At 38.1% G+C, this 24969-nt stretch carries 19 protein-coding genes; 14 read left to right on the forward strand and 5 right to left on the reverse strand.

Annotation, left to right across the window (positions count from 1 at the left end; translation table 11 throughout):
• Positions 1–12 precede the first annotated feature (12 nt).
• The gene (locus tag COE25_RS15565; RefSeq protein ID WP_098933247.1) at positions 13–675 is read left to right on the forward strand and encodes an amino acid ABC transporter permease; all 663 of its coding nucleotides are present in this window, start codon (positions 13–15) and stop codon (positions 673–675) included.
• A 183-nt stretch (positions 676–858) separates the two neighbouring features.
• On the opposite strand, the gene COE25_RS15570 is transcribed toward COE25_RS15565, so the two are convergent.
• Complete coding sequence (locus tag COE25_RS15570) at positions 859–1074, reverse strand: DUF1540 domain-containing protein (protein WP_088088292.1); 216 nt, start codon at positions 1072–1074, stop codon at positions 859–861.
• A 301-nt stretch (positions 1075–1375) separates the two neighbouring features.
• On the opposite strand from COE25_RS15570, the gene COE25_RS15575 reads away from it, so the two are divergent.
• Complete coding sequence (locus COE25_RS15575) at positions 1376–2446, forward strand: pyruvate kinase (protein WP_098933248.1); 1071 nt, start codon at positions 1376–1378, stop codon at positions 2444–2446.
• A gap of 141 nt (positions 2447–2587) precedes the next feature.
• Here the strand turns inward: COE25_RS15575 and COE25_RS15580 are convergent, their stop codons facing one another.
• A complete protein-coding gene (locus tag COE25_RS15580) occupies positions 2588–2773 on the reverse strand; it encodes a hypothetical protein (protein WP_088088290.1) in 186 nt (61 codons plus the stop codon).
• A gap of 213 nt (positions 2774–2986) precedes the next feature.
• Positions 2987–3502 (reverse strand): J domain-containing protein, encoded by a 516-nt coding sequence (locus COE25_RS15585; protein WP_088088289.1) that lies wholly within the window; start codon positions 3500–3502, stop codon positions 2987–2989.
• Positions 3503–3793: 291 nt separating this feature from the next.
• Between COE25_RS15585 and COE25_RS15590 the strand changes: the two genes are divergently transcribed.
• From COE25_RS15590 to menC, 5 genes are all read left to right on the forward strand, one after another.
• The gene (locus COE25_RS15590) at positions 3794–3979 is read left to right on the forward strand and encodes a Fur-regulated basic protein FbpA (RefSeq protein ID WP_098933249.1); all 186 of its coding nucleotides are present in this window, start codon (positions 3794–3796) and stop codon (positions 3977–3979) included.
• 434 nt (positions 3980–4413) lie between these two features.
• Positions 4414–5265, forward strand: coding sequence for a MurR/RpiR family transcriptional regulator (locus COE25_RS15595; RefSeq protein ID WP_098933250.1), 852 nt, complete (start codon positions 4414–4416; stop codon positions 5263–5265).
• A gap of 24 nt (positions 5266–5289) precedes the next feature.
• Complete coding sequence (locus COE25_RS15600) at positions 5290–6441, forward strand: amidohydrolase (RefSeq protein WP_098933251.1); 1152 nt, start codon at positions 5290–5292, stop codon at positions 6439–6441.
• Positions 6442–6576: 135 nt separating this feature from the next.
• Positions 6577–7404: a GNAT family N-acetyltransferase gene (locus COE25_RS15605; protein ID WP_098933252.1), complete on the forward strand. Its 828-nt coding sequence runs from the start codon at positions 6577–6579 to the stop codon at positions 7402–7404.
• Between the two features lie 20 nt (positions 7405–7424).
• Positions 7425–8534, forward strand: coding sequence for an o-succinylbenzoate synthase (gene menC / locus COE25_RS15610; protein ID WP_088088284.1), 1110 nt, complete (start codon positions 7425–7427; stop codon positions 8532–8534).
• 219 nt (positions 8535–8753) lie between these two features.
• Here menC and ilvB read toward each other — a convergent pair whose 3' ends face one another.
• Positions 8754–10424, reverse strand: a complete 1671-nt coding sequence (gene ilvB / locus COE25_RS15615; protein WP_098933253.1) for a biosynthetic-type acetolactate synthase large subunit — start codon at positions 10422–10424, stop codon at positions 8754–8756.
• 536 nt (positions 10425–10960) lie between these two features.
• Here ilvB and COE25_RS15620 point away from each other — a divergent pair.
• From COE25_RS15620 to COE25_RS15640, 5 genes are all read left to right on the forward strand, one after another.
• Positions 10961–13699 carry an ATP-binding protein gene (locus COE25_RS15620; RefSeq protein WP_088088282.1) on the forward strand — a complete coding sequence of 913 codons (2739 nt, stop codon included), beginning with the start codon at positions 10961–10963 and terminating at the stop codon, positions 13697–13699.
• 5 nt (positions 13700–13704) lie between these two features.
• Positions 13705–14550, forward strand: coding sequence for a CheR family methyltransferase (locus tag COE25_RS15625; protein WP_256942423.1), 846 nt, complete (start codon positions 13705–13707; stop codon positions 14548–14550).
• The gene (locus COE25_RS15630) at positions 14492–16555 is read left to right on the forward strand and encodes a PAS domain S-box protein (protein WP_180247511.1); all 2064 of its coding nucleotides are present in this window, start codon (positions 14492–14494) and stop codon (positions 16553–16555) included. The genes COE25_RS15625 and COE25_RS15630 overlap by 59 nt, the downstream gene beginning before the upstream one ends.
• A gap of 39 nt (positions 16556–16594) precedes the next feature.
• Positions 16595–17545, forward strand: coding sequence for a sugar ABC transporter substrate-binding protein (locus COE25_RS15635; protein ID WP_098933254.1), 951 nt, complete (start codon positions 16595–16597; stop codon positions 17543–17545).
• 539 nt (positions 17546–18084) lie between these two features.
• The gene (locus COE25_RS15640) at positions 18085–20109 is read left to right on the forward strand and encodes a glycoside hydrolase family 3 protein (protein WP_098933255.1); all 2025 of its coding nucleotides are present in this window, start codon (positions 18085–18087) and stop codon (positions 20107–20109) included.
• 143 nt (positions 20110–20252) lie between these two features.
• Here the strand turns inward: COE25_RS15640 and COE25_RS15645 are convergent, their stop codons facing one another.
• Entirely contained in the window at positions 20253–20693 is a 441-nt protein-coding gene (locus tag COE25_RS15645; RefSeq protein WP_088088279.1) for an Rrf2 family transcriptional regulator, read from the reverse strand.
• A gap of 233 nt (positions 20694–20926) precedes the next feature.
• On the opposite strand from COE25_RS15645, the gene COE25_RS15650 reads away from it, so the two are divergent.
• Positions 20927–21799, forward strand: a complete 873-nt coding sequence (locus COE25_RS15650) for an SDR family oxidoreductase (protein WP_098933256.1) — start codon at positions 20927–20929, stop codon at positions 21797–21799.
• 575 nt (positions 21800–22374) lie between these two features.
• Complete coding sequence (gene helD / locus COE25_RS15655; RefSeq protein ID WP_088088277.1) at positions 22375–24684, forward strand: RNA polymerase recycling motor HelD; 2310 nt, start codon at positions 22375–22377, stop codon at positions 24682–24684.
• Positions 24685–24969: the final 285 nt, after the last annotated feature.

The following is a 24969-nucleotide window of genomic DNA, read 5'->3' on the forward strand; positions in this document are numbered from 1 at the left end:
GGAGCTGTGTAGATGGATTTTCTAGCACCGTTCATTGAAGTGTATACACTGGACAATATTAAATTTTTACTGGAAGGGTTTGGGGTCACTCTTAAGGTCGCTGCCATTTCAATTGTGCTTAGCTTCATTATTGGCGGTCTCACAGGAACGCTCAGATATGCGAGGATTCCCGTTGTTTCTAAATTACTTGCCGTGATTGTTGAGACGATTCGAAACCTTCCTTTGCTGCTGATCATTTTCTTCACTTATTTCGCATTGCCCGAAATCGGAATTGAAATGGAAATAACTTCAGCGGCTATTGCAGCATTGACGGTTTTTGAATCGGCGATGATATCGGAAATTATCCGAAGCGGTTTAAACTCCATCGAAAAAGGACAGGTGGAAGCAGGACGTGCGTCTGGCCTGACCTACATCCAGACATTACGCTATATCATCATGCCCCAAGCGCTGAGAAGAATGGTTCCTCCGATTGTGAGTCAATTTATTTCTCTGCTTAAAGATACATCGTTAGCTGTCGTCATCGCCTTACCGGATTTATTGCACAACGGACAAATTGTTTATGCGCAAAAGGGATCGTATGTGATACCTGTTTTTGTCATTGTTGCGTTGATGTACTTTATTGTTAATTATGCTTTGTCACTAGTTGCACGAAGGTTAGAATTAAAGCAGACGTAAGAAATCCGGCTCATAAATGGGGCCGGATTTTTTTACTTAAAAATCCAAATGCTTTATTTGATAAAAAATTGAAGATCATTACACGATAAGCAGTTTTAAATATTTAAAGGACAGAAAAGGAGTGAAGGTTATTGACCTTATCTCCTTTGCTGCCCACAAGAGGAATTTCTATTTAAATGAATATTATTTTCTTTTTTTAGACTTAAATGTTTTACAACAGGTTTCGGCTGAACGGCTCACTTCATCAGTATGGTTCTTTTCACCTAACTCAGCAGACATTTCTGTATCATATCTTGCATGACTATCCATTTCAACCATAATTTTTTCAGCGGTACATACATTACCTGAGCCATAGAACGTACAGTTTGAGATAGCACATGAAACCTCTACTTTTGGCATTGCTCTATACCTCCTTTAAGTTTCCTTACAAACATTCTTTTGAAAATTTATGTTAGTCCAGAGGAGGACAACCTTAGTGTTAATCACGCAACTCTTTTACATACCAGATAACATAGTGCCAATGTAAGCCATTTAAAAGAAAGTTCTTCATCATAATTTATGTTGGAATGGAGCTAACAATTGAAGATATACGCTCTGTTTGAAACATAAAACTTTTAGGATTTATCCTACTTCTTTTATTTATTCCTAATAAAAGCTACTTTGGGCACAATAATTCCGACCATAAAATTGAGGTGATACCATGTCTGTTGATCGTATATGTACCATTGGACCGGCAAGTAATGATAAAAAAGTTCTCACTGAGTTGATTAATCATGGGATGACGATTGCACGATTGAATTTTTCTCATGGGACTCACGACAGCCACAGGAATGTCATTCGATTATTAAAAACACTTAGCGGAGAGAAAGGACATCCAATTAAAGTATTGGGTGATCTCCAAGGTCCAAAAATACGACTGGGCGAAGTGGAAGGTGAAAAAATCACTCTTAACACAGGACAGTCCTTTTCCCTTCACATCGATCAAGTAGTAGGTAACGATAAACAAGCAAGTGTCGATTATGAAGGTTTAATTAAAGATGTAAAATTAGGAAATCGAATTTTAATTAATGATGGCGCCGTGGAGTTGGAAGTTACGAAGGTAGAGCAAACTAAAGTTGTTACCACAGTTAAATCAGGAGGGGAAATATCTTCCCATAAAGGAGTAAATCTTCCAGGTGTTGTTACCAGTTTACCAGCCCTTACTGAAAAAGATAAACAAGATATTCAATTCCTTTTACAAGAAGAAGTGGATTTCATAGCTTGCTCATTTGTCCGCAGGGCAGCGCATATTAAAGAAGTTCGCAGCTTTATGGAAAGTGTGGAGGGACATACGCCTAAGCTGGTGGCCAAAATTGAAACGGTTGAGGCCATTCAAAATTTCCAGAAAATTTGTTCGGAAACTGATGCCGTAATGATTGCCCGGGGCGACCTTGGTGTAGAGCTGCCCTATCAATGGATTCCATTGTTACAAAAAGCGATGATTAGCGAATGCAACCGGCTGGATACGTATGTCATAACAGCAACCCAAATGCTGCAATCAATGGTAGAGAATCCTCTGCCAACAAGAGCGGAAGTCACAGATATATTCCAATCCGTAATGGATGGGACAAACGCTGTGATGTTGTCTGCTGAAAGTGCTGCAGGAAATTATCCTGTACAGAGCATTGAAACATTGAAGCTTGTGTCCCAATTTGCAGACTCCGTGAGGAAAGAAGCACCTTTTGATTTTGCGGATATGCTAAAACTCTTGAATAATACAATTAGTTGTTAAAAAAGAAAAGCTGTTTTCGTTTTTTATAGACATCCGATATCCATAAAACGTAATTCCTAGGAAAAAAACAACATCCATTCCCTAACAGCAAAAAGGAAGGAAGGTGAATTTCACCTTCCTAATATTTTTTCTAATTAAATTTTAAGCTCGCTGAATCGTAGTGGTTGAGAAGTTTTTAACCATTTTTTGCAAGTTTCTATGACCTTCTCTTAATTTTATTGTTTCTTCGATAATTTTTTGGAATCCTTCCAAATCTCTATCAGATGCATTTAATAAGGACTTCGGTAGACCTTCGACGATTTGTTGTAGGGATAAATCCATACTCAAGGAAAATGACCACCTTTCAACTTATTCATTAGACATCTGTTACGTCTTCTTAACTATTTTTGTAACGAGATGATTTTTTCCTGCTATCACGTTTTAAAACTTATCTACATTAATCTCCATATTTTATAATGAATAGTTAAATTACTTCTTAATCGGACAAATTAAGACGGTAAATCAAAGGGTACTTCTCCTGTTTGTAGAAAAATATTAAATTTAAATGGTCTTTTTGTAATGTTCAAAAAACACTTTAAAAAGTCTTTCGTCACCAGCTCGATCGGGATGAAGGGCTTTAAGTAGTTTCTTAAACTCTTTCTTCAACATTGCTTTGTCAGCCTCCGCATCTAAACCAAATAATGAATTAAAGGTAAGTGGGGGATGATCGGAAAGAGCATATTCTGCTTTTAACATTTTTTTTAAGCCACTAACTTTTGCTTGTTCGATCCGAATAGTAGTTTTTACCTCTTCGATTTCCTCTTTTAATTTCTGGTTCTCTTGTAACGTCTTTTCCCAGTGCAGATAATCCATACCAAATTGTTTAATCTTGTCCTCAATTTTCTTTTCTAATATGAATGCTACTAGATCTTTTGGTTGGATCAAGAAGTCAATATTAAAATGTTTGGTCCTTTTCGCTTTTATTTTCCCTTCGAGGATCCAACGTATGACGATTTGTTCACTAGCTGTTATCCCTTCATCCCTTAGCAGTTCAGTAACCTCTTTTACATTTAACATGTGATCCACTCATTCTTGTTTCTAATTTTTTTTACATTTCTATGTACTTTTTGTTTTTAAAGTTAAATTCAATGTATCATACATAAAAACTTTTCAGGTTTACGATAATATTAAGTTTTATTAAGAATTATTTTCAAAATTAACTTTTAGATTAAATTTTTAGAAAGACATTTTCTTTTGTTAAAGAAGGTTAACAATTCCTTTAAAAGTCATTAAATACCCGTTCAATCGACAAATTCTTAAAAAATCTCATTTATAATTGCCTTTATGAAAGGAGTGGAACCCTTCTTAATGAAAAATAACCAACGAAAAGCTGTCCACCAAAAAAGGCAATTTTTAATAAATGAACTAATTAGATCGGGAATATTTAAAAAAAATAATAAACATTTGTATGAATGGACTTTGGGTGAACTAGAAACTGAGTACCAATATATTGAAACAAATGGTTTGGATTCAAGTACAAAAACAATAAGATAAATAAGCATTCTTCAACTGAAATAATCTTAGAATGTAATGATAATCGGGGCGGAGTACTATATTTTCATTTAATTTGAAGTATGAAGTAGGAAAGTGATAATCGTAGGTTTACGAATTTGATTTCTTAAAAATTGTGTACATAGGTACCAATTATTAAATTAAAGGGAAATAATAGTTGAAGATCTAGCTGCTTTGGCGGCTTTTTTGTTTTTTCCAATAAAGGATGCATCATAAAAGCTAGGTGTCAGGCACCACCCATTTACTGGATGGTGCCTGACACTTTTTTGTTTATAAGTGGATTTTAAAGAAACTAGAAATTTTTTATAAAAAAAGATTTCTAAATATTCAACAAATAGGGTATAATAAAAAACAATAAAGAAGTTACTGCAACATTTATAAAATATGAAGCATTTCCTGCATGAATTGGAGGACATATGAAAAACTTTGAAACAATTATTAAGGAAAAATATGGTACTTTGTCTCCTGGGCAAAAAAAAGTGGCTAAACATTTAATCGAAAAACTGGATGAATCAGCTTTTGACACGGCAACTATGATTGGACGAAAGGTAGATGTTAGTGAAACCACCGTCATCCGACTCTCATATGCTTTGGGATTCAATGGTTTTAGCGAAATGCTGCACTACATCCAACAGCAGATTGTAAACAAAAGTTTGAATCCATTCAGTACAGATTCCAAAATCGAAAATAAAGAGGAAGAGCACACTTCTCTTTTTACGGAAATCATGGAAAAGGAAATTCTTTCCCAGCGACAAACCAATCACCAGCTCAATGAAACCGAACTTTGGAAGGTCGTTGATGTTTTAATCAAAGCAGATCGGATCTTCATTTTGGGAATGGGTGCATCCTATGCACCAGCTCACTGGTTTTCTTTTCAGCTCCATACACTGCGAGATCAAGTCACACTTTGTCCGTCAACAGGAGAAATCTATGAGCGGTTAGCCGATTTAAGTGATCGCTCTGTTCTATTTATTATCTCGTTTCCTCGTTATTCGAAGGAAACCCTGCATATTGCAGAATGTGCCAAAAAACAAGGGGTTCCAATCATTTGCGTTACCGATCGTTTATTGTCTCCGATTGGTCGAATCGCCGATTATACGCTGACAACAGAAGAAGATTCCGAATCGGCCGCCCATTCCATTACACCTGCGATCATTTTGTTGGATTTTATCATTGCTGGGATGAAGGTGAAAAATTCGGATGAAATCCAAGTTCGACAGCAGAAATTAGAAGAACTTTACTCAAACTATGGTGTGTTTGTGGAATGAACAAATTAGGAAAGGAGTTCCACTATGAGCCAGCTTATCAATTTTATGAACGAGCAGGAACAAGCGATTCTAAAGACTTATACTGATCTGCACCAATTGGCGGAGCCAAGCTGGCAGGAACAGAAAACTTCACAATATATTCAGGAAGAATTAGCGAAAGCAGGGATCTCATTTAAAACATACGAAGGGCATTTTGGTATTGTTGCCGATATTCCAGGAGAAGGCAACGAGATCGTTGCCTTACGTGCCGATATGGATGCCCTATTACAAGAAGTGAAAGGGAAGGTTCAACCCAATCATTCCTGCGGGCACGATGCCCACAGCACCATGGTATTACATACTGCCTTAGCCATAGCTGCTAATAAATCTTTTCACACTAAGCCGATCCGGTTTATTTTTCAACCAGCAGAGGAGAAGGGGGAGGGGGCGCTGCGAATGATGCAAGAAGGTGCTTTGGAAGGTGTTCAATACTTATTTGGTGTTCATCTTCGTCCATGGATGGAAGTTCCAATGGGGAAAGTGGCTCCTGCTATTGTTCATAGTTCCTGTGCAACCATTTACGGGGTCATCAAGGGCAAGCAAGCACATGCATCGCGGCCTCAGGATGGAAATAATCCAATCGAAGCCGCTTCGTACCTAATTCAGGCCTTGCAAAACATTCGTTTAAAAAGCCCGGACTCCTTTTCAATTAAAATGACAGGCTTACTTGCTGGAGGAGATTCCTCCAATGTCATACCGGAAACCGCAAATTTTATTTTGGACTTACGTGCAAGTACAAATGGAGCAATGGATGAACTGCAGTCTAGAGCAGTGGATTTGCTAGAGAAGGTCGGTACTTTGACTGGGACAAGTATAACCGGAACCGTGAAAGAATTTGTTCCTGCTGCAAGTTTAAATACGGAAGCTATAAAACTAGCAAAGATGGCCGCTGCCTCTGTCTTGGGAGAAGAAAATGTAGTAGACAATTGTATTTCACAAGGAGGAGAAGATTTTCACTTCTATACCCTGCAAAAACCGGAAGTAAAGGCGACCATGATTGGATTAGGCTGTGACTTGCGTCCTGGTCTCCACCACCCGGACATGCAATTTAATGAAAAGGCACTGCTGTATGGAACGAAAATATTAACAAGTCTACTTTATAATGCCGCTTCAAAAAATAATGAAAATAACCATTAATGGTGGATCATTATGAAAAAGTATATGGTTGGTTTGTGTGTAGCATGTCTAGTCCCGATATGGCAACCTGCGGTGGTTTAAAAAGCTTTCTTAAAAATGTCATCTAATCAAGTGTCAGGAGGATAGTTACTCAATATGGACTTACAAAAACTGATTACGATACGCATGTTACATACGGCAGAAGAATTGACTGCTGTGAGAGATTTAGAAAGTCTTATTTGGGCTGATGAGGATCCAGTACCCGTTAACCATAGCATTGCCGTTGTTAAAAATGGCGGGATGGTGATAGGCGCTTTTTCTGGAACTCGATTAATTGGCTTTCAGTATAGCTTTCCAGGATTTGATGGGACAAAAGTCTATCTATGTTCGCATAGTATGGGGATTCATCCAGATTTTCGAAAAATGGGAATCGGTGAAAAATTAAAATTAAAGCAGCGTGAAGAAGCACGAAAGATGGGCTATCAACTCATCACGTGGACATATGACCCACTGGAAACGGTCAATGGATATCTTAATTTAAGCAAACTAGGCGGAGCGTGTACGCAGTATATTGAGAATTGTTATGGTGAAATGCCTGATATTCTTAATGCAGGGTTGCCATCTGATCGCTTTTTAGTGGAATGGAACATAGCTGAGGAAACGTCTAAGCGGATGGAAGATTTCGTTGATAACCATGAAGTCCCCCTCTTGATTCAAGTGGAAGAGGCTGCCGAGGGGTTGCCGGTACCGAAGGATATTTTTCTAGATAGCGAGGGGGATGTCTGGGCCAATCTCCTCTATGTTCCGGTTCCAAATCAATTCCAAACGATTAAAGCGAATAATTTAAAAGCCGCATTAGAATGGAGAATGAAAACGCGCAAGGTTTTTACCCATTATTTGAGCAAAGGGTGGACGGTTACGGCATTACGGAAAAGTGATCAGCCTTACCTTCATCATTATGTATTAACCAAGAAATATACTTAACGGAGAGAGGTATAAATAGTATGGAATTACAACGAATTGTGTTAAGACATATGAAAATGGATCTATTACACCCCTTTACGACCGCTGTAGGGACCGAATATGATAAAGATTTTATTTTGGTCGAAGTCAGAACGAAGGATGGCATTACGGGATGGGCTGAATCCGTTGCTGCGATTGATGCCACATATAAAGAAGAAACTGTCAAAACCAATTGGCATATGATGGAGGATTTTCTGATTCCACTTCTTCTGAAAGAGCCAATTTCTCATCCAGATGAGGTCTCCGAGCGCTTTCATCATGTCCGTGGGAATTATATGGCAAAGGCTGCCCTTGAAGGGGCCATTTGGGATGCTTATGCTAAACAGCAAGGAGTTAGTCTATCGAGTGCCCTTGGAGGAACATTAGAAAAGATTGAGGTCGGCGTCAGTATTGGGATCCAGGATACGGTCGAAGAATTATTAGCTTTGATTGAGGGGCATCTACAAGAAGGATACAAACGGATCAAAGTGAAAATTCAACCAGGATGGGATTTAAACATTTTAGCAGAGATTCGAAAACACTACCCAGATATTCCATTAATGGCGGATGCAAATACCGCTTATACTTTAGAGGATATCGAAACGCTTAAGGCGATGGATCAGTTCAATTTAATGATGATCGAGCAGCCATTGGGCTTTGATGATATCATTGATCATGCGCAGCTTCAAGCGCAAATCGAGACACCAATTTGTCTGGATGAAAGTATCCATAATGTGGATGATGTGCGAAAAGCCATTCAACTTGGCAGTTGTAAAATTATTAATATTAAAATTGGGCGTGTCGGAGGCTTAACAGAATCTAAAAAAATCCATGATTTATGTGAGGCGAATGGGATTCCCGTCTGGTGTGGCGGCATGCTTGAGGCTGGAGTTGGCAGGGCACATAATATTGCAATAACAAGCCTGTCTAATTTTACTCTCCCAGGTGATACAGCTGCTTCTGCCCGGTATTGGAAGGAGGATATTATTGATCCCGAAGTAACAGTGGAAGACGGGATGATTACAATTCCAAAACAACCCGGTATCGGGTATGAACCGAACCGGGAGCGTATTGACAAGTACACGTTGTATAGCCGTACTTTTCATTCATAACTAATGTATATTAATATAGACCTAAACTTCCTGGATTCGCTGAAAGAAAGTACAAATTCGCTGATAGAACTTAAAGATTCGCTGATAGAATCTATTCTCACCTATTGGAATCGAAAATTCGCTCATAAAATGTAAAAATTCGCTCATTTTTACACTCCTGGACGATTTCTTCCTAAAAAAAACGCCAAACCTTTGAATTCCACAATGGTTTGGCGTTTTTTAACGAGATAGGATGGTTTGATGGTTGTTATGGTTTGGCGGTACCATCGGATAGACCTTTTCTTCCTCCATTATATTAAACTCCATGAGAACTGGCCCGGTACACTGAAATGCTTCCCCAATAATCTGCTTAGATTCTTCTTCGGTCTGGGCCCTAAATCCGGTTACACCGTATGCCTGAGCCAATTGGGCGAAATTCGGTGAAGTCATTTTGACTTGGGAATACCGACCCTGATAAAACAGTTCCTGCCATTGGCGCACCATGCCAAGATAGCCATTATTCAAGATAGCGATTTTTAGCGGAAGTTGATACTTCACAGCTGTGACCAATTCCTGAAGATTCATCTGAAAGCTGCCATCGCCTGAGACACAAATGACAGACCTTCCCGGACAAGCAGCAGCTGCTCCAATTGCTGCAGGCAGTCCGTAGCCCATGGTCTCCAATCCGCCGGATGTAATCAGTGTCCGCGGCCTGGTAAAAGCATAATGATGAGCAGTCCATATTTGATGCTGACCCACGTCCGTTACCACAACAGTATCCTGAGTGGAAGAGTCACTTAACAGCCGAATTACCATCTGAGGGTTCAACACACTGTTGGATTGATCAAAACGAGGGACCGTACGTTTCCATTCGACCACCTCATTTGACCAAATTCCAGTATTTTCATTAATTTTTTGATAATCTAATTGATTTTTCAATGTAGATAGAAACTCTTTTGCATCGCTGACAATCGGCAAGTCGATAGGGATGATTTTATTGATTTCAGCAGGATCTATATCCACATGGATCTTTTTCGATGAAGGCGAAAAACCACTGATTCTTCCTGTCACTCGGTCACTGAAACGAACCCCAATACTAATTAAAAGGTCACAATGATGGACGGCTTTATTAGCGGCAAACGTCCCATGCATCCCGAGCATCCCCAGGTACAACGGGTTTCCTGCTTCCATAGAACCAATCCCCATAAGGGAGCTTACGACAGGGATTCGAGTTTGCTTTACAACCTCTCTTAAATAATCGGCAGCTCCTGAAGCGATGGTCCCGCCCCCAATGAATAACACTGGCTTTCTTGCTGTTTCCATTAAACTCTTTGCCATTTTAATAGAATTTTCTATCCTATTCCTCCTTTTAAGCTGTGGTCGACCTAAACGGTGGTTCTGGGTAACATTCATCGTTGTATCTGTTGTGAGTTCAAGCAAAACAGGTCCTGGTCTCCCGTTAGTCGCCATCGTAAGGCAATTTTTAAGAGCTTCTTGGATGCCTTCGATGTTATTTATTTTTAAGGCGTGCTTCGTAATGGCCATTGTAAGTCCTGAAATGTTTAATTCAAGAAACGCTTCATGATTGGTATGGAGCGGATCATCCTGTATTTGTCCTGCTATAATGACTAACGGCACCGAGTCACTATAAGCAGTTGCGATCCCAGTAGTGCTATTGGTTATTCCTGAAGCAGTGGTTAGCAGGACTACTCCAGGTTTGCCTGTAGCACGAGCGAAACCATCTGCAGCATGAACCGCCGCTTGCTCATGCTGCATCCGTACATAACGGAGATTTGTATCTTTCAAAAGCATTAACTCTTGTTCGTCACAGCCAAAGAAGCAGTCCACACCTAGCGAACTTAATGAATTTATAAACATTTCTAAATCTGAAAATTCTTTTAACAATGTCATACCCTCACCTGATTTCTATTTTTAAAGAATATTCTAAAATATTTGGATTCATTTGTATGTGAAATAAATCATGTTTCCTATAATTTTTGATTGTCTCCATTCTCAGTGAAGAAAAAAAACGGTAACTGTAGTAGTATTATAGTGAAGGTGATTGAATGGAAGCAGGGGGTTAATCGTCAGGTATTAGTGACTCGTAAGTTTGTTATATTGAAATAATAAAACAATAAAGAGTGAAACCTTCAGATTTACTATAATTCTTCATAACCCTCTAAAATTGGACATTTTTAACAGGCTATTGATGTACTTTCTATTAATTATGGGTGGAAGGATGTGCATCCTTTTTATTAGCCACTTTCCTTCATTAATATAAAATATTATGTAGACGATAATATTGACTTAAAGTAAAATAAAAAAATATGAAAGATAATTGATAAATGGGAAGTTTTATCATTTTGAATATTCTATTTTTTGTGACAACTATGATTTAAGTTTAATAGATTAACCTGTTAAGAAACGATAGGAAATATGGAGGTCTTATGAAATTTAAAACAAAGCTCTATACGAGCATCGGTTCATTACTGCTATTGTTTTTTATTATCGCAATCATTTTAATGAACATGCTCGAACAATCGACAGTAAATATGAATATTGTTGTTAATGATTTAAATGAGCGAATCAAAATGGCTTCCGATATTAAATATGAGACTTCTAGAATAGGTTTAGAGTTAAATTCGGTGTTATCGGAACGTAGAGATGAAATCGATTTAATGGCGACGAATTCTTGGGAAGATTCCCATACCAATTTGCAAGCTGCGATTGAATCACTAGAAGAAATGGATAAGGAAGAGAAATCTCAAGAACTAATCGCAAAATTTAATACATTGCATGAACAATATCTAAATATGGGTCAGCAAGCTTTGACAGCAAAAAAACTAAATAGTGAGTATGAAATTCCTGCTGTCTTTTGGACTGATGCTGAACTTTTAAGACAAAGAATGAATCAAATTGCCGACCTTCTTTATGGATTGCAAGAACAAAAGATGAAAAATGAGCTCTTAAGGTCGAAAGATACATACAATATGGCTGTTACCATTATTTACATTTATCTTGCCATTGCCTTATGTATTGGAATTGCTTTCACGTTTTGGATTATTAGAGGTATGACCAATAACCTGAACAAAATAACAGCTGTTATGAAAAGTGCTACCACTAGTGATTTTAGTTCATTGCCCCGAATTGAGCTTTCCACTAAGGGTGAGTTGGGTGAAATCGCAGTTTCCTTTAATAAAATGGCACATGCACTAGAGGAACAAAGTAAGCTAGAGAAACAATTAAAAGAAGTAGCAGAAGAGCAAAGTTGGCTGAATAGGAAAATTGCCGAGATTGCTACCATTTATCCTGAGGTTGAAAATGTTTCGATGTTAGCAGAATTGTTAATTACAAAACTTGTACCAATGGTAGGAGCTAGTTATGGAGTTTTTTATGTTAAGGAAGTGGAAGAGCGAGAGAAGTATCTAAAAAAGATTTCTGCCTATGCCTCTTTAGATGATAATAAAGATTATATGCGTTTTCGTTTTGGAGATGGTCTGATCGGACAATGCGCACTTGAAAAACGTTCAATCTTACTAACCAATGTCCCTGATCACTACGTAAAAATTAGATCAGGCCTTGGAGTAGGTTCACCGAAAAATATTATTATTTTACCGATTCAATTTGAAAATGATGTACAAGCTGTCATTGAAATTGCATCATTTGAGTCCTTTAGTCCCCTTCAAGTTAAACTATTGGAAGCCGTAACTCATAATATTGGTATTAAGATAAACAGTATTGTCAGCCATATGAAAGCAGAAAGATTATTGCAAGATTCACAAGCCTTGACAGAAGAACTTCAAGCTCAATCAGAAGAACTGCAGTTACAACAAGAGGAGTTAAGAACGACGAATGAAAAACTAGAAGAGCAGTATATAGCCTCTGAACAAAAGAACAAGGAAATCGAAAAGGTTAGGGAGGCGCTTGAAGAGAAAGCTCAACAATTGGAGCTTAGCTCTCAATATAAAACGGAGTTTCTAGCGAATATGTCCCATGAGTTAAGAACACCACTTAATAGTTTACTAATTTTAGCACAAATACTCGCTGAAAACGGGGATGGAAATCTTACCGCTGACCAGGAAGAGTATATTCAGACGATTTACTCATCAGGTAATGATTTACTTCATTTAATAAACGATGTTTTAGATATAGCCAAAGTGGAGTCAGGGAAATTAGATGTAAACCCTACAGAGGTAGAGCTACAGGATATACATGATTTTATCGAACGACAATTTACTCCGATTTCGATTCAAAAAAATGTACAGTTCACTATCAAAATGGAAGAAAGTTTATCAGGGTCATTCAATACAGATGAACAGCGTTTACAGCAAATTTTAAAAAATCTCCTTTCAAATGCGTTTAAGTTTACTGAACGTGGTAGTGTGTCATTAAAGGTTCGGAAGGTTATAAAAGATGTCAGTGGCAACCTGTTTGTAGGAGGAATTCGAGAGCAATCGATGCTTGAATTTTCCGTTATCGATACGGGAATTGGCATTGATAAAGACAAACAAGAAACGATATTTGATGCCTTTAAACAAGCAGATGGAACGACAAGTCGTCAATATGGCGGCACTGGATTAGGACTTTCCATTAGTCGAGAAATGGCTCAGTTACTAGGTGGATTTATAGAGGTAACGAGTAAGAAAGGGAAAGGAAGCACCTTCACTTTATACTTGCCATACTTTCAAACGATCAACAAAACAGTAGGAAATACCGCTTTGGAAGAAGTAGCCATAAGTCTTTATGAGGATGATCCACTTAATGATATAAAAGATCAAGAAATTCAATACGGCATTTCTTCTTTGAAAAACAAGAAAATACTCATTGTAGATGATGATATACGGAATGTCTATGCCTTAACAATTGCGCTTGAAAAATATGAAATGAATATTATTATAGCAGAAAATGGCCGTGAAGGGATTGAGGTATTAAAGGACAACCCAGATACAGACTTAATTTTAATGGACATTATGATGCCGGAGATGGATGGGTTTGAAGCCATGCGACAAATTCGCCAAATAACAGAATTTCAAGCAGTACCAATCATCGCCCTTACAGCCAAGGCAATGAAACGCAGTAGAGAAGAATGTTTAGATGCTGGAGCAACGGATTATATCAGTAAGCCGATTAACTTAGACCAGTTATTTTCCTTAATGCAAGTATGGCTGTATAGTAAGGAGGGCTAGAAAATTTGATAAAGACACCTGATATTCTACAGTCAGAAGAGATAGAAAGAATTGAAATAGAATTACTGCTAGAGGCCGTATTTCGTTATTATGGTTATGATTTTCGAAACTACGCCTTTCCGTTTATCCAAAGGAGAATTCGCCATCGTGTTTGTAAGGAGAATCTTACAAGTATTTCGGCTCTTCAAGAAAAGGTACTACGCGATTCAGTAGTCATGGGGGAATTGCTTTCTGAATTCTCGATTAATGTGACAGAGATGTTCCGGGATCCTTCATTTTTTAAGTCATTCCGAACCAAGGTCATCCCTTTAGTAAGAGATTATCCTGAAATTCGAATTTGGCATGTTGGCTGCTCTTCAGGGGAAGAGGTCTATTCTATGTCTATTCTCTTACATGAAGAAGGGATTTACGATAAAACGAGAATGTTTGCCACCGATATAAACAAAGGTGTTCTAGAAAAGGCAAAGCAAGGTACCTTTCCATTAGATCGGATGCAGCTCTTTACCAAAAACTATATCGAGGCAGGCGGTAAGAGGGCCTTTTCAGAATACTATAAGGCAGTGGATGATAAGGTTTTTTTCCATCCCTTTTTGCAAAAAAATGTTGTGTTTGCCCAGCATGATTTAGTAACGGATCAATCATTTAACGAGTTTGATATCATTATATGCCGAAATGTATTTATCTATTTTAATAAGGATCTTCAAAATCATGTCCATACGTTATTATATAATAGCCTAAGCCCTTCAGGTTTTCTTGGGTTGGGTAAAAGAGAGGGGATAAAATTTACTAGTTATGAACACTGTTACGGAGAATTTGACGCATCAGAAAAAATCTATCGAAAAGTTAAATAGTCCCCATTCCAAAAAGGTAAATATTTTAATGGTGGATGATCATCCCGAAAATCTATTAGCATTGAGAGCTGTACTTACTTCACCCAATTATCACTTAGTAAGTGCGAATTCAGGAAAAGAAGCGTTAAAATGTATGTTAAAACAAGATTTTGCTGTAATTTTACTGGACGTACAGATGCCTGGTCTAAATGGATTTGAAACGGCGAAGCTTATTAAGGCTCGAGAAAAAACAAGACACATCCCGATCATTTTTATCACAGCCATAAGTCAAGATATGGAACATGTGCATCAAGGGTATGCAGTAGGGGCCATTGATTATATTTTTAAACCCTTTAATCCAAAAACATTGAAGCAGAAAATCGAACAATTTGTTAAGATATATCAAAATCACAATGAAAATATCATTCAATCCGATCGAGAACGGAAGGTTGAACTGAATAAAGTGAATAAAAAGTTAGATAGAACAACGTTAAATTTACGGCGGACAGAGGCATTATCCAAAGTTATTGGTGAAACCATTGTCGACACGATCCTTACGTTTGACGATCAATGTTCTATTCTATCAGTGAATCCAGCTATAAAAAGCATGTTTGGTTACAAGGCTGAGGAATTAATCGGTAAACATGTGGTAATGCTTTTTCTAAAATGGATGGGTAACGACGTCCAGGATTCTTCGTTTTCATTCTTTTCCTCAATCAAGCAATCTGTCGGAAAGGTGATAGAATCGGTCGCTATTCGGAAAGATGAAAGTCACTTTCATGCGGACATTCTAATTGGTGAAACCACAGTTGAAAATCAACAGCTTTTTGTTTGTTCGATTCGAGACGTTACAGAAAGAAAGCAGATAGAAGAAATTAAAAAACTCCAATTCAATAATATGGAACAAATAGTTGAAGAACGCACACTAGAACTGATAAGGGCTAACGAGAAACTACAAGAAGAGATAGAGGAACGAGAAAGAATCGCCAATCATCTCTACCGTTCCCAAGAAAGATTTCGTAAAATTTTTGAATCTAGTCCCTGCCTAATGGCGATTTTTTCGCAGAAGAACTTAACCTTTATTGAAGTAAATACTAGTTGGATAAAATTTACTGGTTATAGGCAAGATGAGTTGGAAAAACACAAAATAAATTTGAAGAATTTTGTCGATGAATCAACGGGGAAACCTATTAATCTTGATCGGAAAATTCGTAATAAGAAAATTAGCTATAAAACGAAAAACGGAGATATTCGAGACGGATTATTATCGACTGAAATGATTGATATCGATCCAGAACCATGTACGCTAATTGTTTTAACAGATATTACCGATACCGTTCACCTGGAGAAGGAGATGTCACGATTAGATCGGTTGAATTTAATCGGTGAGATGGCAGCAGGAATTGCCCATGAAATTAGAAATCCGATGACAACTGTTCAAGGGTTTTTACAATTATCAAGGAATAACAGTGCTAATTTATCAGCAGAGATTATTGATTTGATGTTAGATGAATTACGTAGGGCGAACGCGATTATTACTGAATTTCTTAATTTAGCCAAAAACAAGGTCAGTGTGAAGAAAAAGCAAAACTTAAATACGATACTAGAAGCATTATCTCCCCTAATTCAAGCGGAGGCTTTTCGGTCAAATAAACAAGTTAAGCTTGATTTAAATAAGTGTCCGGATATTTATCTCGATCAAAAAGAAATCCGTCAGCTAATCTTAAATATCGCCCTTAATGGACTCGATGCCATGTCGTCGAATGGAAAACTTACGATAAAAACATATACAAAAAACCAAGCCGTCATTTTAGAAATAAAAGATCAGGGTCATGGCATCAGCCCGGACGTTCTCCAAAAATTAGGAACACCTTTCTTTACAACGAAGGAAACGGGAACAGGATTAGGTTTGGCTATTTGCTACAGTGTAGCAAAACGACACCACGCTGAAATTGATATAACAACGGGGGATGAGGGGACCATTTTCTCGATTTGCTTTCAATTAAATCCCATTCTTAATAACTGATCGTTACTATTCTTAAAATAAGAGAGAGGGGAGGATGTATTGTTAAAAAATAGAAAACTAGTTTATTTTGTAGGAGCGGTTATTTCTGTCATCATTATAAGTTTTATTTCTAATTCATTTGTAGATGAAAAACCGAAAGTGGTCGTTGTTTTAAAAAGTTTAGACATACAATATTGGAAAATCATTAAAGCAGGCGCTGAAAAAGGGTTCAGTGATTTTGGCATCGATGGGAAGGTTATCGCACCACGTAATGAATCTGCTGAAGAACAACGTAGATTATTAGAGAAGACCTATCAAGAAAATCCAGATGTATTAATTGTCGCACCGACGGATTCAACGGTTCTTCCTTTACTGGAAAAGTTTACTGATATCAAAAAAACTCCTGTATTACTAGTAGATAATGATTTTCCATTGGAAAATAAAACTTCTTATATCGGTACCGATAACGTGGATTTAGGAAAAAAAGCAGGCTCACTTCTAGCCTCGCAGCTTCAACCTGGAAATAAAGTGGCCATTATCGGTGGCGATTTGTCCATTTCAGTATTTAGAGAACGGATGAATGGCGCTAAAATGGCTTTAAAAGATGCGGGGATCATCTTGGCGGCTGAAAAAATAGGGATATCGGATGATCCCAAAACAGTAAAGAAAGAAATGACAAAGATATTGCGTGATCATCAGGATATTAAGGGAGTCTTTGCTACAAATGACATTTCTGCTTTACTTGTAATTAAGGTATTGGAGGAACAAGGTGTTACGATACCAGTCATCGGAGCAGACGGAATTCCTGATATGCTGAAGTTAATCAAGGATGGAACGATATCTAGTACAGTAGCACAAAATCCTTATGATATGGGATATTTAAGCGTTGAAACAGCATTGAAAGTAACAAAGGGAGAAAATGTTGAAAAAGTTGTTGATACGGGTGTAGATATCATTATTAAAGAGAATGCAAAACAGAGACTAGACTTCCTGAATACATTGTTAAAATGAATAATAGGTAACGAATAAATGAGTGTCAGGCACCAACCAGATAATTGGATGGTGCCTGACACTTTTTTTGATGATCACGAAATATTAATAATTTCTTGTTCCTGACCATGTCCTTTTAATTCCTTATTGGAAGAGGAAAAGAAATGGCTTAATAGGTTTTTTAGCAATGATGCAAGTGAACATTGGGAAGAAAACCATTTCATAAAGCCCGTTTCAGAGATAAATAAGAGGAAAAGGTCGTTATAAACCGTTCATAAGGCCCGTTACAGTGATTAATAGTCATAAAAGGTCGTTATAAAAAAGCCCGTGTGTCACCGGAATTTAACTATGAAGATAAAAAATAAAAATAACACAAAAAAACCTAAAATTAATACAACGGTTAATTATCTTAATTTTCGTATAATTAAATTGTCCCATTTTGTATCCGGTTACAAATATTGAACGTCAAGCTCTTGGGGGCAAAGGAGGGAAAATATAGATATTTTTATGCAAACGCTTTTATGATTCACTCTTAACAAAATTTCAAGGGGGTAGCAAAATTGGCAAAAAAATCGAAACGGTTAAGAAAAATGGTTATGTCTTCTCTTATCACAAGTGTGGCGGCTGCCACACTTGCTGGCGGGGCATTTGCCTCACCACTGGACCATTCAAATGCTGGTGGGAAAAAGGCGCCATCGGTTGAAGCACATGTTAAGCCCACTATTAAGATTGGTCAACGTCTATTCAAAGATCTCAATGCTAATGGCAAGCTTGATCCTTACGAGGACTGGCGCTTGTCCACCGAAAAGCGTGTAGCCGATCTCCTGCCGCGAATGAGCATGGAGGAGAAAGCAGGCATCATGCAAATCACATCACTTAGCACTACCGCTATCAACGATTACATCAATAAACGCCACATTCGCTACCTTATCATCCGAGATAATCCTTCAGCTGCAGCACTAGCTGAACGAGCGAACCAATATCAGGAGATTGCCGAGGCTTCACCACTGGGTATTCCGATCGTTTTCACCTCTAATCCGAGGAATAACATAAATGAACAGAACGAGTTCGGCATCAGCGAGGCCTCCGGTCAATTCTCCACCTGGCCTGGAACCCTGGGTCTTGCGGCAACGCGTGACCTCAGCCTCATTCGCGACTTCGCCGAGATTGCAGCCGACGAGTGGCGCGCTGCCGGCATCCAAAAGAATTACGGATACCAGATTGAAACTGCGACTGAACCACGCTGGCGCCGCATTTCCGGTACCTTTGGGGAAGACCCAACGTTGAACGCAAAAATTGCAAAAGAACTCGTCCTTGGTTTCCAAGGTGAGGAGCTCAGCAGCAAGTCTGTCGCCCAGACCGTTAAGCATTTCCCTGGTGACGGAGCTGTCGTCCGTGGCCTCGACCCGCACAATGAGGCTGGTCAGTTTGCGACCTATCCAACGCCTGGCAGCCTTTACAAATACCAGCTGCCTCCGTTCCAAGCTGCCATCGATGCTGGAGTGAGCTCGGTCATGTCATACTACAATGTCCCTAAAAATGAGGGCAGCGCTGCACAGCTTCCACGTGAGCTTTGGCAATCGGAGACACAGCAGTTCGAAGAGGTAGCCGGTGCTTACAACAAGACCCTCCTCACTGACCTGCTCCGTGACCGGATGGGCTTTAAAGGATACGTCAACAGCGATAGCGGTGTGCTGACCAACCGCGACTGGGGCGTGCATAACCTAACGATTGAAGAGAAATTTGCGAAGGCAATCGATGCAGGAACAAACATTTTCTCTGACAACAACGACCCAAGCGGCCTTATCTCTGCTGTAAATAAAGGCTTAATTAAAGAGAAGGACCTAGGTCCTTCCGTGTCCCAGCTACTTACTGAAATATTCAACCTTGGACTTTTCGAGGATCCATATACCGACCCTGCAGAAGCTCAGGCCATTGCCAGCTCAGAAAAATCACAGGCCAGAGCAGACGAAGCGCATCTTAAGTCCGTTACGCTTCTCCGCAACAATCAGGGAATGCTGCCGCTGACTGATGAAAAAATCGCACATACAAAGCTATACGTAGAAGTGTTTAGCGGTTCCAACAGTGCCAGTCGTACAGAGGCAATGAAGAAGATGATTGCGAAGGAAGACCCAACAGTAACGATCGTTGACACACTTGGTGAAGCAACTGCCGCTGTTGTTTGGCTGCGTCCAAGTCCATACGAGTTACCTGACAACTCTACTGTAGACATTAAATTAGGCACGAACACCGGAATTGACGTTGCAAAAGTTAAACAAATCGAAGAAAAAGTCCCAACTACCCTGGTAATCAACATGACCAATCCATGGGTTATCGATGAGGTAGAGCCTGCCGCTGCATCAGTCGTGGCTACTTACAGCGTCAAGGCTGAAGCACTACTTGATGTCCTTCGCGGACGCTTCAACCCAACAGGTAAGCTGCCAATCACGATCCCATCCAATCAAGAGGCTGTAGAAATGAACGCGTCTGATGTTCCAGGCTACGCCGAAAAGTTTGACTATACCTACACAAATGCAGCGGGTGACGACTACACCTTCGGCTTTGGTCTCAGCTATAAAAAGTAAGAGCATCTTGCCGGTCATACTACCTTACGACTAAGGGTTTTCAGCTAGGTTATATCTGAAAACTATTACCTTTAGTTAAAAATCAGTTTTATGCAAATTGAGAGCCGAGGAGTACGGTATCCTCGGCTTTCTCTATTGTATTTTTACATTCTATTAACTTTCTCTTTTTTAGTAATATCCCTGACTACATCCTCAATGGTTACATTTCCGAGAGCTTTCTCCAATGCCGTCTCGGCAATTGAAAACAGTGGACCAATTGTATTTTGAATATTTCTTCCAACGGGACAATTAGGATTGGGATTTTCATGTATGCTAAACAATTCTTTCTCCTGGACAACATTAACTGCTTTATAAACATCCAACAAGGTAATAGTAGATAGATCCTTTGCCAGTTCAGCCCCAGCAATACCAGGTCGTACATTTACTAATCCTGCTTTTTTTAACATGCCCATTATTTTTCTGATCACGGCTGGATTTGTATTGACACTTCCCGCAATATACTCTGATGAGTTTACCCCACCTTTATTAACCTCAAGAAGTGTTAATATATGAATTCCAACTGCAAAACGGCTGCTAACCGACATCTTTACTCACCTTCTCTATTGTCTCTACACTTTAATATCTCCATATTATTATAATGTAATCAATTTGATTACAAGTGTATTATACCAAAATTACGAAGAAAATATATAAATGGTTTTTTACGTTGACAAAAGATCAGCATGTTATTAAAATGATTACAGGTAATCAATTCGATTACAAGTTAAAGTCAATAATAAAAATAATTTTAACAATAAAACAATTGGAGGAATATCAAATGAAAATATTAGTAACAGGTGCAACAGGAAAATTGGGATCAAAAGTAGTGGATACCTTATTAAAAACTGTACCAGCGAATCAATTGGCTGTCAGTGTACGTAATCCGGAGAAAGCAGAAGGATTACGAGCTCGTGGAGTAGAAGTTCGAAAAGGAGATTTTGACCTTCCAGAAACATTAGATACTGCTTTTGCAGGGATTGATCGTTTATTAATTATTTCTGCGGATGGTGACAATGAAACAAGAATTCCTCAGCATACAGATGCAGTCGCAGCAGCTGAACGGGCTGGAGTGAAATTTATCGCTTATACAAGTTTGGCTAATGCAACAGAAAGCACAAATTTAATGGCACCGCCTCATGTTGCGACAGAAGTTGCAATCATTAAAACAGGGATTCCATATACTTTCTTGCGTAACAATTGGTATTTGGAAAACGAAATTGGGAGCATTCAAGGGGCGTTGGCAGGTGCTCCATGGGTAACTTCAGCTGGAACAGGCAAAGTAGGCTGGGCACTACAACAAGATTATGCAGATGCAGCAGCAGCCGTGCTTGTCGGAAACGGTCACGAAAATAAGGTTTATGAACTTTCTGCGCCTCTATTAACTCAAGAAGAATTAGCATCTGCTCTTGGAGTTGTATTGGGTAAAGAAATACCTGTTCAACAAGTCACTGACGAGACTTATGTCGAAATCATGAAAGGTCTAGGTTTACCGGATTTTGTCATTCCGATTGTAGTTGGAATTCAAGAGAGTATTCGAAATGGTTCATTAGCAGTTGAAAGTAATGATTTTGAAAAGGTTCTCGGTCGTCCAATTACGCCAATCAACGAGGCATTAACCCAAATAGTTACCCAAATTTCTCAAACAAAATAAATTCCTCTAAAAAAAACCGACCTTTCTGAATAAATCAGAGGTCGGTTTTTTTAGAGGAAGGAATAATTCAAGCAACCTTAAAATATTTATATAAAAAAACAAGAGTAGGTTAGTCCATTAAGTGTCCCTGTAGAGCTTCTAGAAGGGAGCCAATTCTTTGAATCGAAATCGAAATAAAAATGTACAGTTAACTATTTTTTTGCTTTTCTGCTTACTGGTCATTCTGATTATTCATGCGATTCTCCATATTAGAATTTATTTTGTATACAGTACAGGTATTGGTCCTATTTTCTTAATAGGATTGATTATTTTCCTAATTGCTTTACTATTTTTCAAAGGTTAAAAACAAGGGAAGATAAAGTCTGCACGTGTATTGTATGTCTGCGTCAATAAATGTCGGCAAGAAAATCGACTAGTATATTCACCGTTTAACAATAAAAAGTTTGTATTAACACTTGTAAAATGGTAAAATATAGCTCCATTGTAAAGAAAAGCATCTACAAAAAAATTGTAGATGTTTCTTTTTGTCCCAGTTCCCGTTGTATAACTCATATTGAGAGGTGACGGATGAGAGAATGAGCTCGAAAAAACAAATATCAGTTCGTAATCATAAAGATTATCAAACAGAAGTGGAACGCCTAGAATTTACTAAGGAATATATTAAAAGCGTTCTGGAAATATCGAAGGGAAATAAAGAACAGTTTGTCGAGAATTTGAAAGAAGCCTTTGCTGAACTAGATACGTCAGACAGTAGTTTAAGCTACATGAATCTTTTAACGAATGCTCAATACTTAGAATTGGCCGAAAGTGAATTGGAACGGTTAGCAAGCGTCATCGGGAAACCATATTTCTCGAGAATCAATTTTACAAGCAGTGGTGACACCAAAGAAGAGATTTTATATATTGGGAAAGCCTCACTGTTTGACCGTGTGAATCAGATTCCGATTATTGTCGATTGGCGATCACCGATTGCAAATGTTTACTATGATGGCCGGTTAGGAAATGTGACTTATGATGCCTACGGAGAAACGCAAAGTGGCTATTTATCTTTAAAGCGGCAGTATGAAATCGAAAATGGACTATTAAAAGAGATTCGAGATATCGATTTAACCACACATGATGAACTATTGCAGAAATCCTTATCAGGAAAAGCGGATAATCGCTTAACAGAAATTGTCGCGACCATCCAAAATGAGCAAAATGAAGTCATTCGAGCTTCACTTAAACACCCCATAATCGTTCAAGGAGCGGCTGGAAGTGGAAAAACAACCATTGCTCTCCATCGAATTTCCTACTTTCTCTACTCTTCTGGATATCGATTTCCTCCAGAAAAATTAATGATTCTTGCACCTAATAAATTGTTTATCGATTATATTTCAGCCGTTCTGCCTGATCTAGGGGTAAACAAAATTAAACAAACCACCTATATAGAGTTTATGAGAAATTGTTTGGGGAAGAAATTAACATTAATATCTCCTAATTCAAAATTAATGGCGCTTATTAACGGAAACGAAAAATCAAAAAGGATCCAATGGGTTTCTAGTTTTAAAGGATCGCTGGATTTTAAGGAGTTAATTGACCATTATTTAAAAGAAATTGAGTTTAATTTGGCACCTTCCGAGGATTTTATGATTGAAAAATCACGACTTATGAGAGGGGGGAAACTCAAAAAACTATTTATCAATGAATTTCAATACTTACCTATCTATAAGAGATTGGATAAAATTAAAAATCTATTAGCAAATGATCTAAGAATAAAAAAATCGATGATTCTTTCAAAAATTAATACGAAATACGATGATGCATTAGAAAAGCTCCTTTTTAGCAGCAGGCTGGATTCAGAAAAAAGAACGGAAAAAGTAGTCAGCTTCATGGATTCGAAAGAAAAAAGAATAAGTATGGTGGAAAAAGAATCGAAGGTAGCGATAAAAAATTATATGGCACCTTTTGTTAAAAAAGATATTTTTACCTTATATAAGGAACTAATGACGTCGCCTGAACTGTTACAAAAATATTCTCGTACGCTTTCCGAGTTAGAATGCAAGAGGTTAAGTAACTATTGTCAAAGGATTTTTGATAAAAAGGCGCTAGAGCTTGAGGATTTAGCTCCAATATTTTACATGAAATCTAAATTAGAAGGTATTGAAGAACCATATAAAATGAAAAGTGTTTTCATAGATGAGGCACAGGACTATAGCTATTTCCAATTTGCCGCACTAAAAGAAGGTTTTGAAACAGAATTGTTTACGATCGTGGGAGATTTAGCCCAAGGGATTCATTCCTATCGAGGGTTAAACAGCTGGGAACCATTAGTAAACGACATTTTCCCAAATGCTAATTATCAAGCTTTACAAAAGAGTTATCGAACGACAGTCGAAATTATGCAATTAGCCAATGACATTCTTTCTATCATGGATAAAGACTTACCAAAAGTAGAACCAGTCATTCGACATGGGGACAAACCATGTTTTACGAAAATTGACCCTGGCAATTTGGAACAGGTAAAAAAGATACTTGAACATGATATTGATTTACTCAAAGAGGAAGAACTTAACTCGATTGCGATTATTGGAAGAACAGACAAAGAGTGCTTACGAATACATAAAATGCTGGAGAATAGCAATCTTCCAATTCAGTTATTAGAAGAAAAAGAAGATATGAAAAAGGGATGCGTAGTGATCCTACCTTCATACCTTTCAAAAGGATTGGAATTTGATGCCGTACTGATTCTTACCATGGAAGAATCGTACAGAGAAGAAGAGTTAGACATCAAATTATTGTATGTAGCCATGACCAGACCGATGCATAGGTTGTATTTATATGCGAGTGCGCCATCGGAATTATTATTAAATAGAGCTGCATCCGTCCATTTTGATACGACATGAAATAATAAAGTGCCAGACACCATTTGAACCGGTGCCTGGCACTTTATTTTAAAGGTGGATTTATTTCTTGAAACGGTTCCACATGAAAAAGATACAAATTGTTCTGACTCTTTTATCTTTCTTGAAATAACACAACAGGATTATTGAATTAATTGGAGAATACATTAACAAGACTTAAAGTTTTCCACCATCAATCATCTTTGGAAAATTTGTAGTCAGGCGTATTTCTTCAGAAAAAAAATTAATAGAGCCAATGTAGGTCATGTAATAAACGTAAATCATTTT

The sequence above is a fragment of the Bacillus sp. AFS031507 genome (assembly GCF_002584635.1).
Taxonomy (GTDB): Bacteria; Bacillota; Bacilli; order Bacillales; family Cytobacillaceae; genus Neobacillus.

Coding starts and splice junctions, on each gene's coding strand:
- COE25_RS15565 (WP_098933247.1), top strand. CDS start 13: ATGGATTTTCTAGCACCGTTCATTGAAGTGTATACACTGGACAATATT.
- COE25_RS15570 (WP_088088292.1), bottom strand. CDS start 1,074: ATGCCAAAAGTAGAGGTTTCATGTGCTATCTCAAACTGTACGTTCTAT.
- COE25_RS15575 (WP_098933248.1), top strand. CDS start 1,376: ATGTCTGTTGATCGTATATGTACCATTGGACCGGCAAGTAATGATAAA.
- COE25_RS15585 (WP_088088289.1), bottom strand. CDS start 3,502: ATGTTAAATGTAAAAGAGGTTACTGAACTGCTAAGGGATGAAGGGATA.
- COE25_RS15590 (WP_098933249.1), top strand. CDS start 3,794: ATGAAAAATAACCAACGAAAAGCTGTCCACCAAAAAAGGCAATTTTTA.
- COE25_RS15595 (WP_098933250.1), top strand. CDS start 4,414: ATGAAAAACTTTGAAACAATTATTAAGGAAAAATATGGTACTTTGTCT.
- COE25_RS15600 (WP_098933251.1), top strand. CDS start 5,290: ATGAGCCAGCTTATCAATTTTATGAACGAGCAGGAACAAGCGATTCTA.
- COE25_RS15605 (WP_098933252.1), top strand. CDS start 6,577: ATGGACTTACAAAAACTGATTACGATACGCATGTTACATACGGCAGAA.
- menC (WP_088088284.1), top strand. CDS start 7,425: ATGGAATTACAACGAATTGTGTTAAGACATATGAAAATGGATCTATTA.
- ilvB (WP_098933253.1), bottom strand. CDS start 10,424: ATGACATTGTTAAAAGAATTTTCAGATTTAGAAATGTTTATAAATTCA.
- COE25_RS15620 (WP_088088282.1), top strand. CDS start 10,961: ATGAAATTTAAAACAAAGCTCTATACGAGCATCGGTTCATTACTGCTA.
- COE25_RS15630 (WP_180247511.1), top strand. CDS start 14,492: ATGAACACTGTTACGGAGAATTTGACGCATCAGAAAAAATCTATCGAA.
- COE25_RS15645 (WP_088088279.1), bottom strand. CDS start 20,693: ATGTCGGTTAGCAGCCGTTTTGCAGTTGGAATTCATATATTAACACTT.
- COE25_RS15650 (WP_098933256.1), top strand. CDS start 20,927: ATGAAAATATTAGTAACAGGTGCAACAGGAAAATTGGGATCAAAAGTA.
- helD (WP_088088277.1), top strand. CDS start 22,375: ATGAGCTCGAAAAAACAAATATCAGTTCGTAATCATAAAGATTATCAA.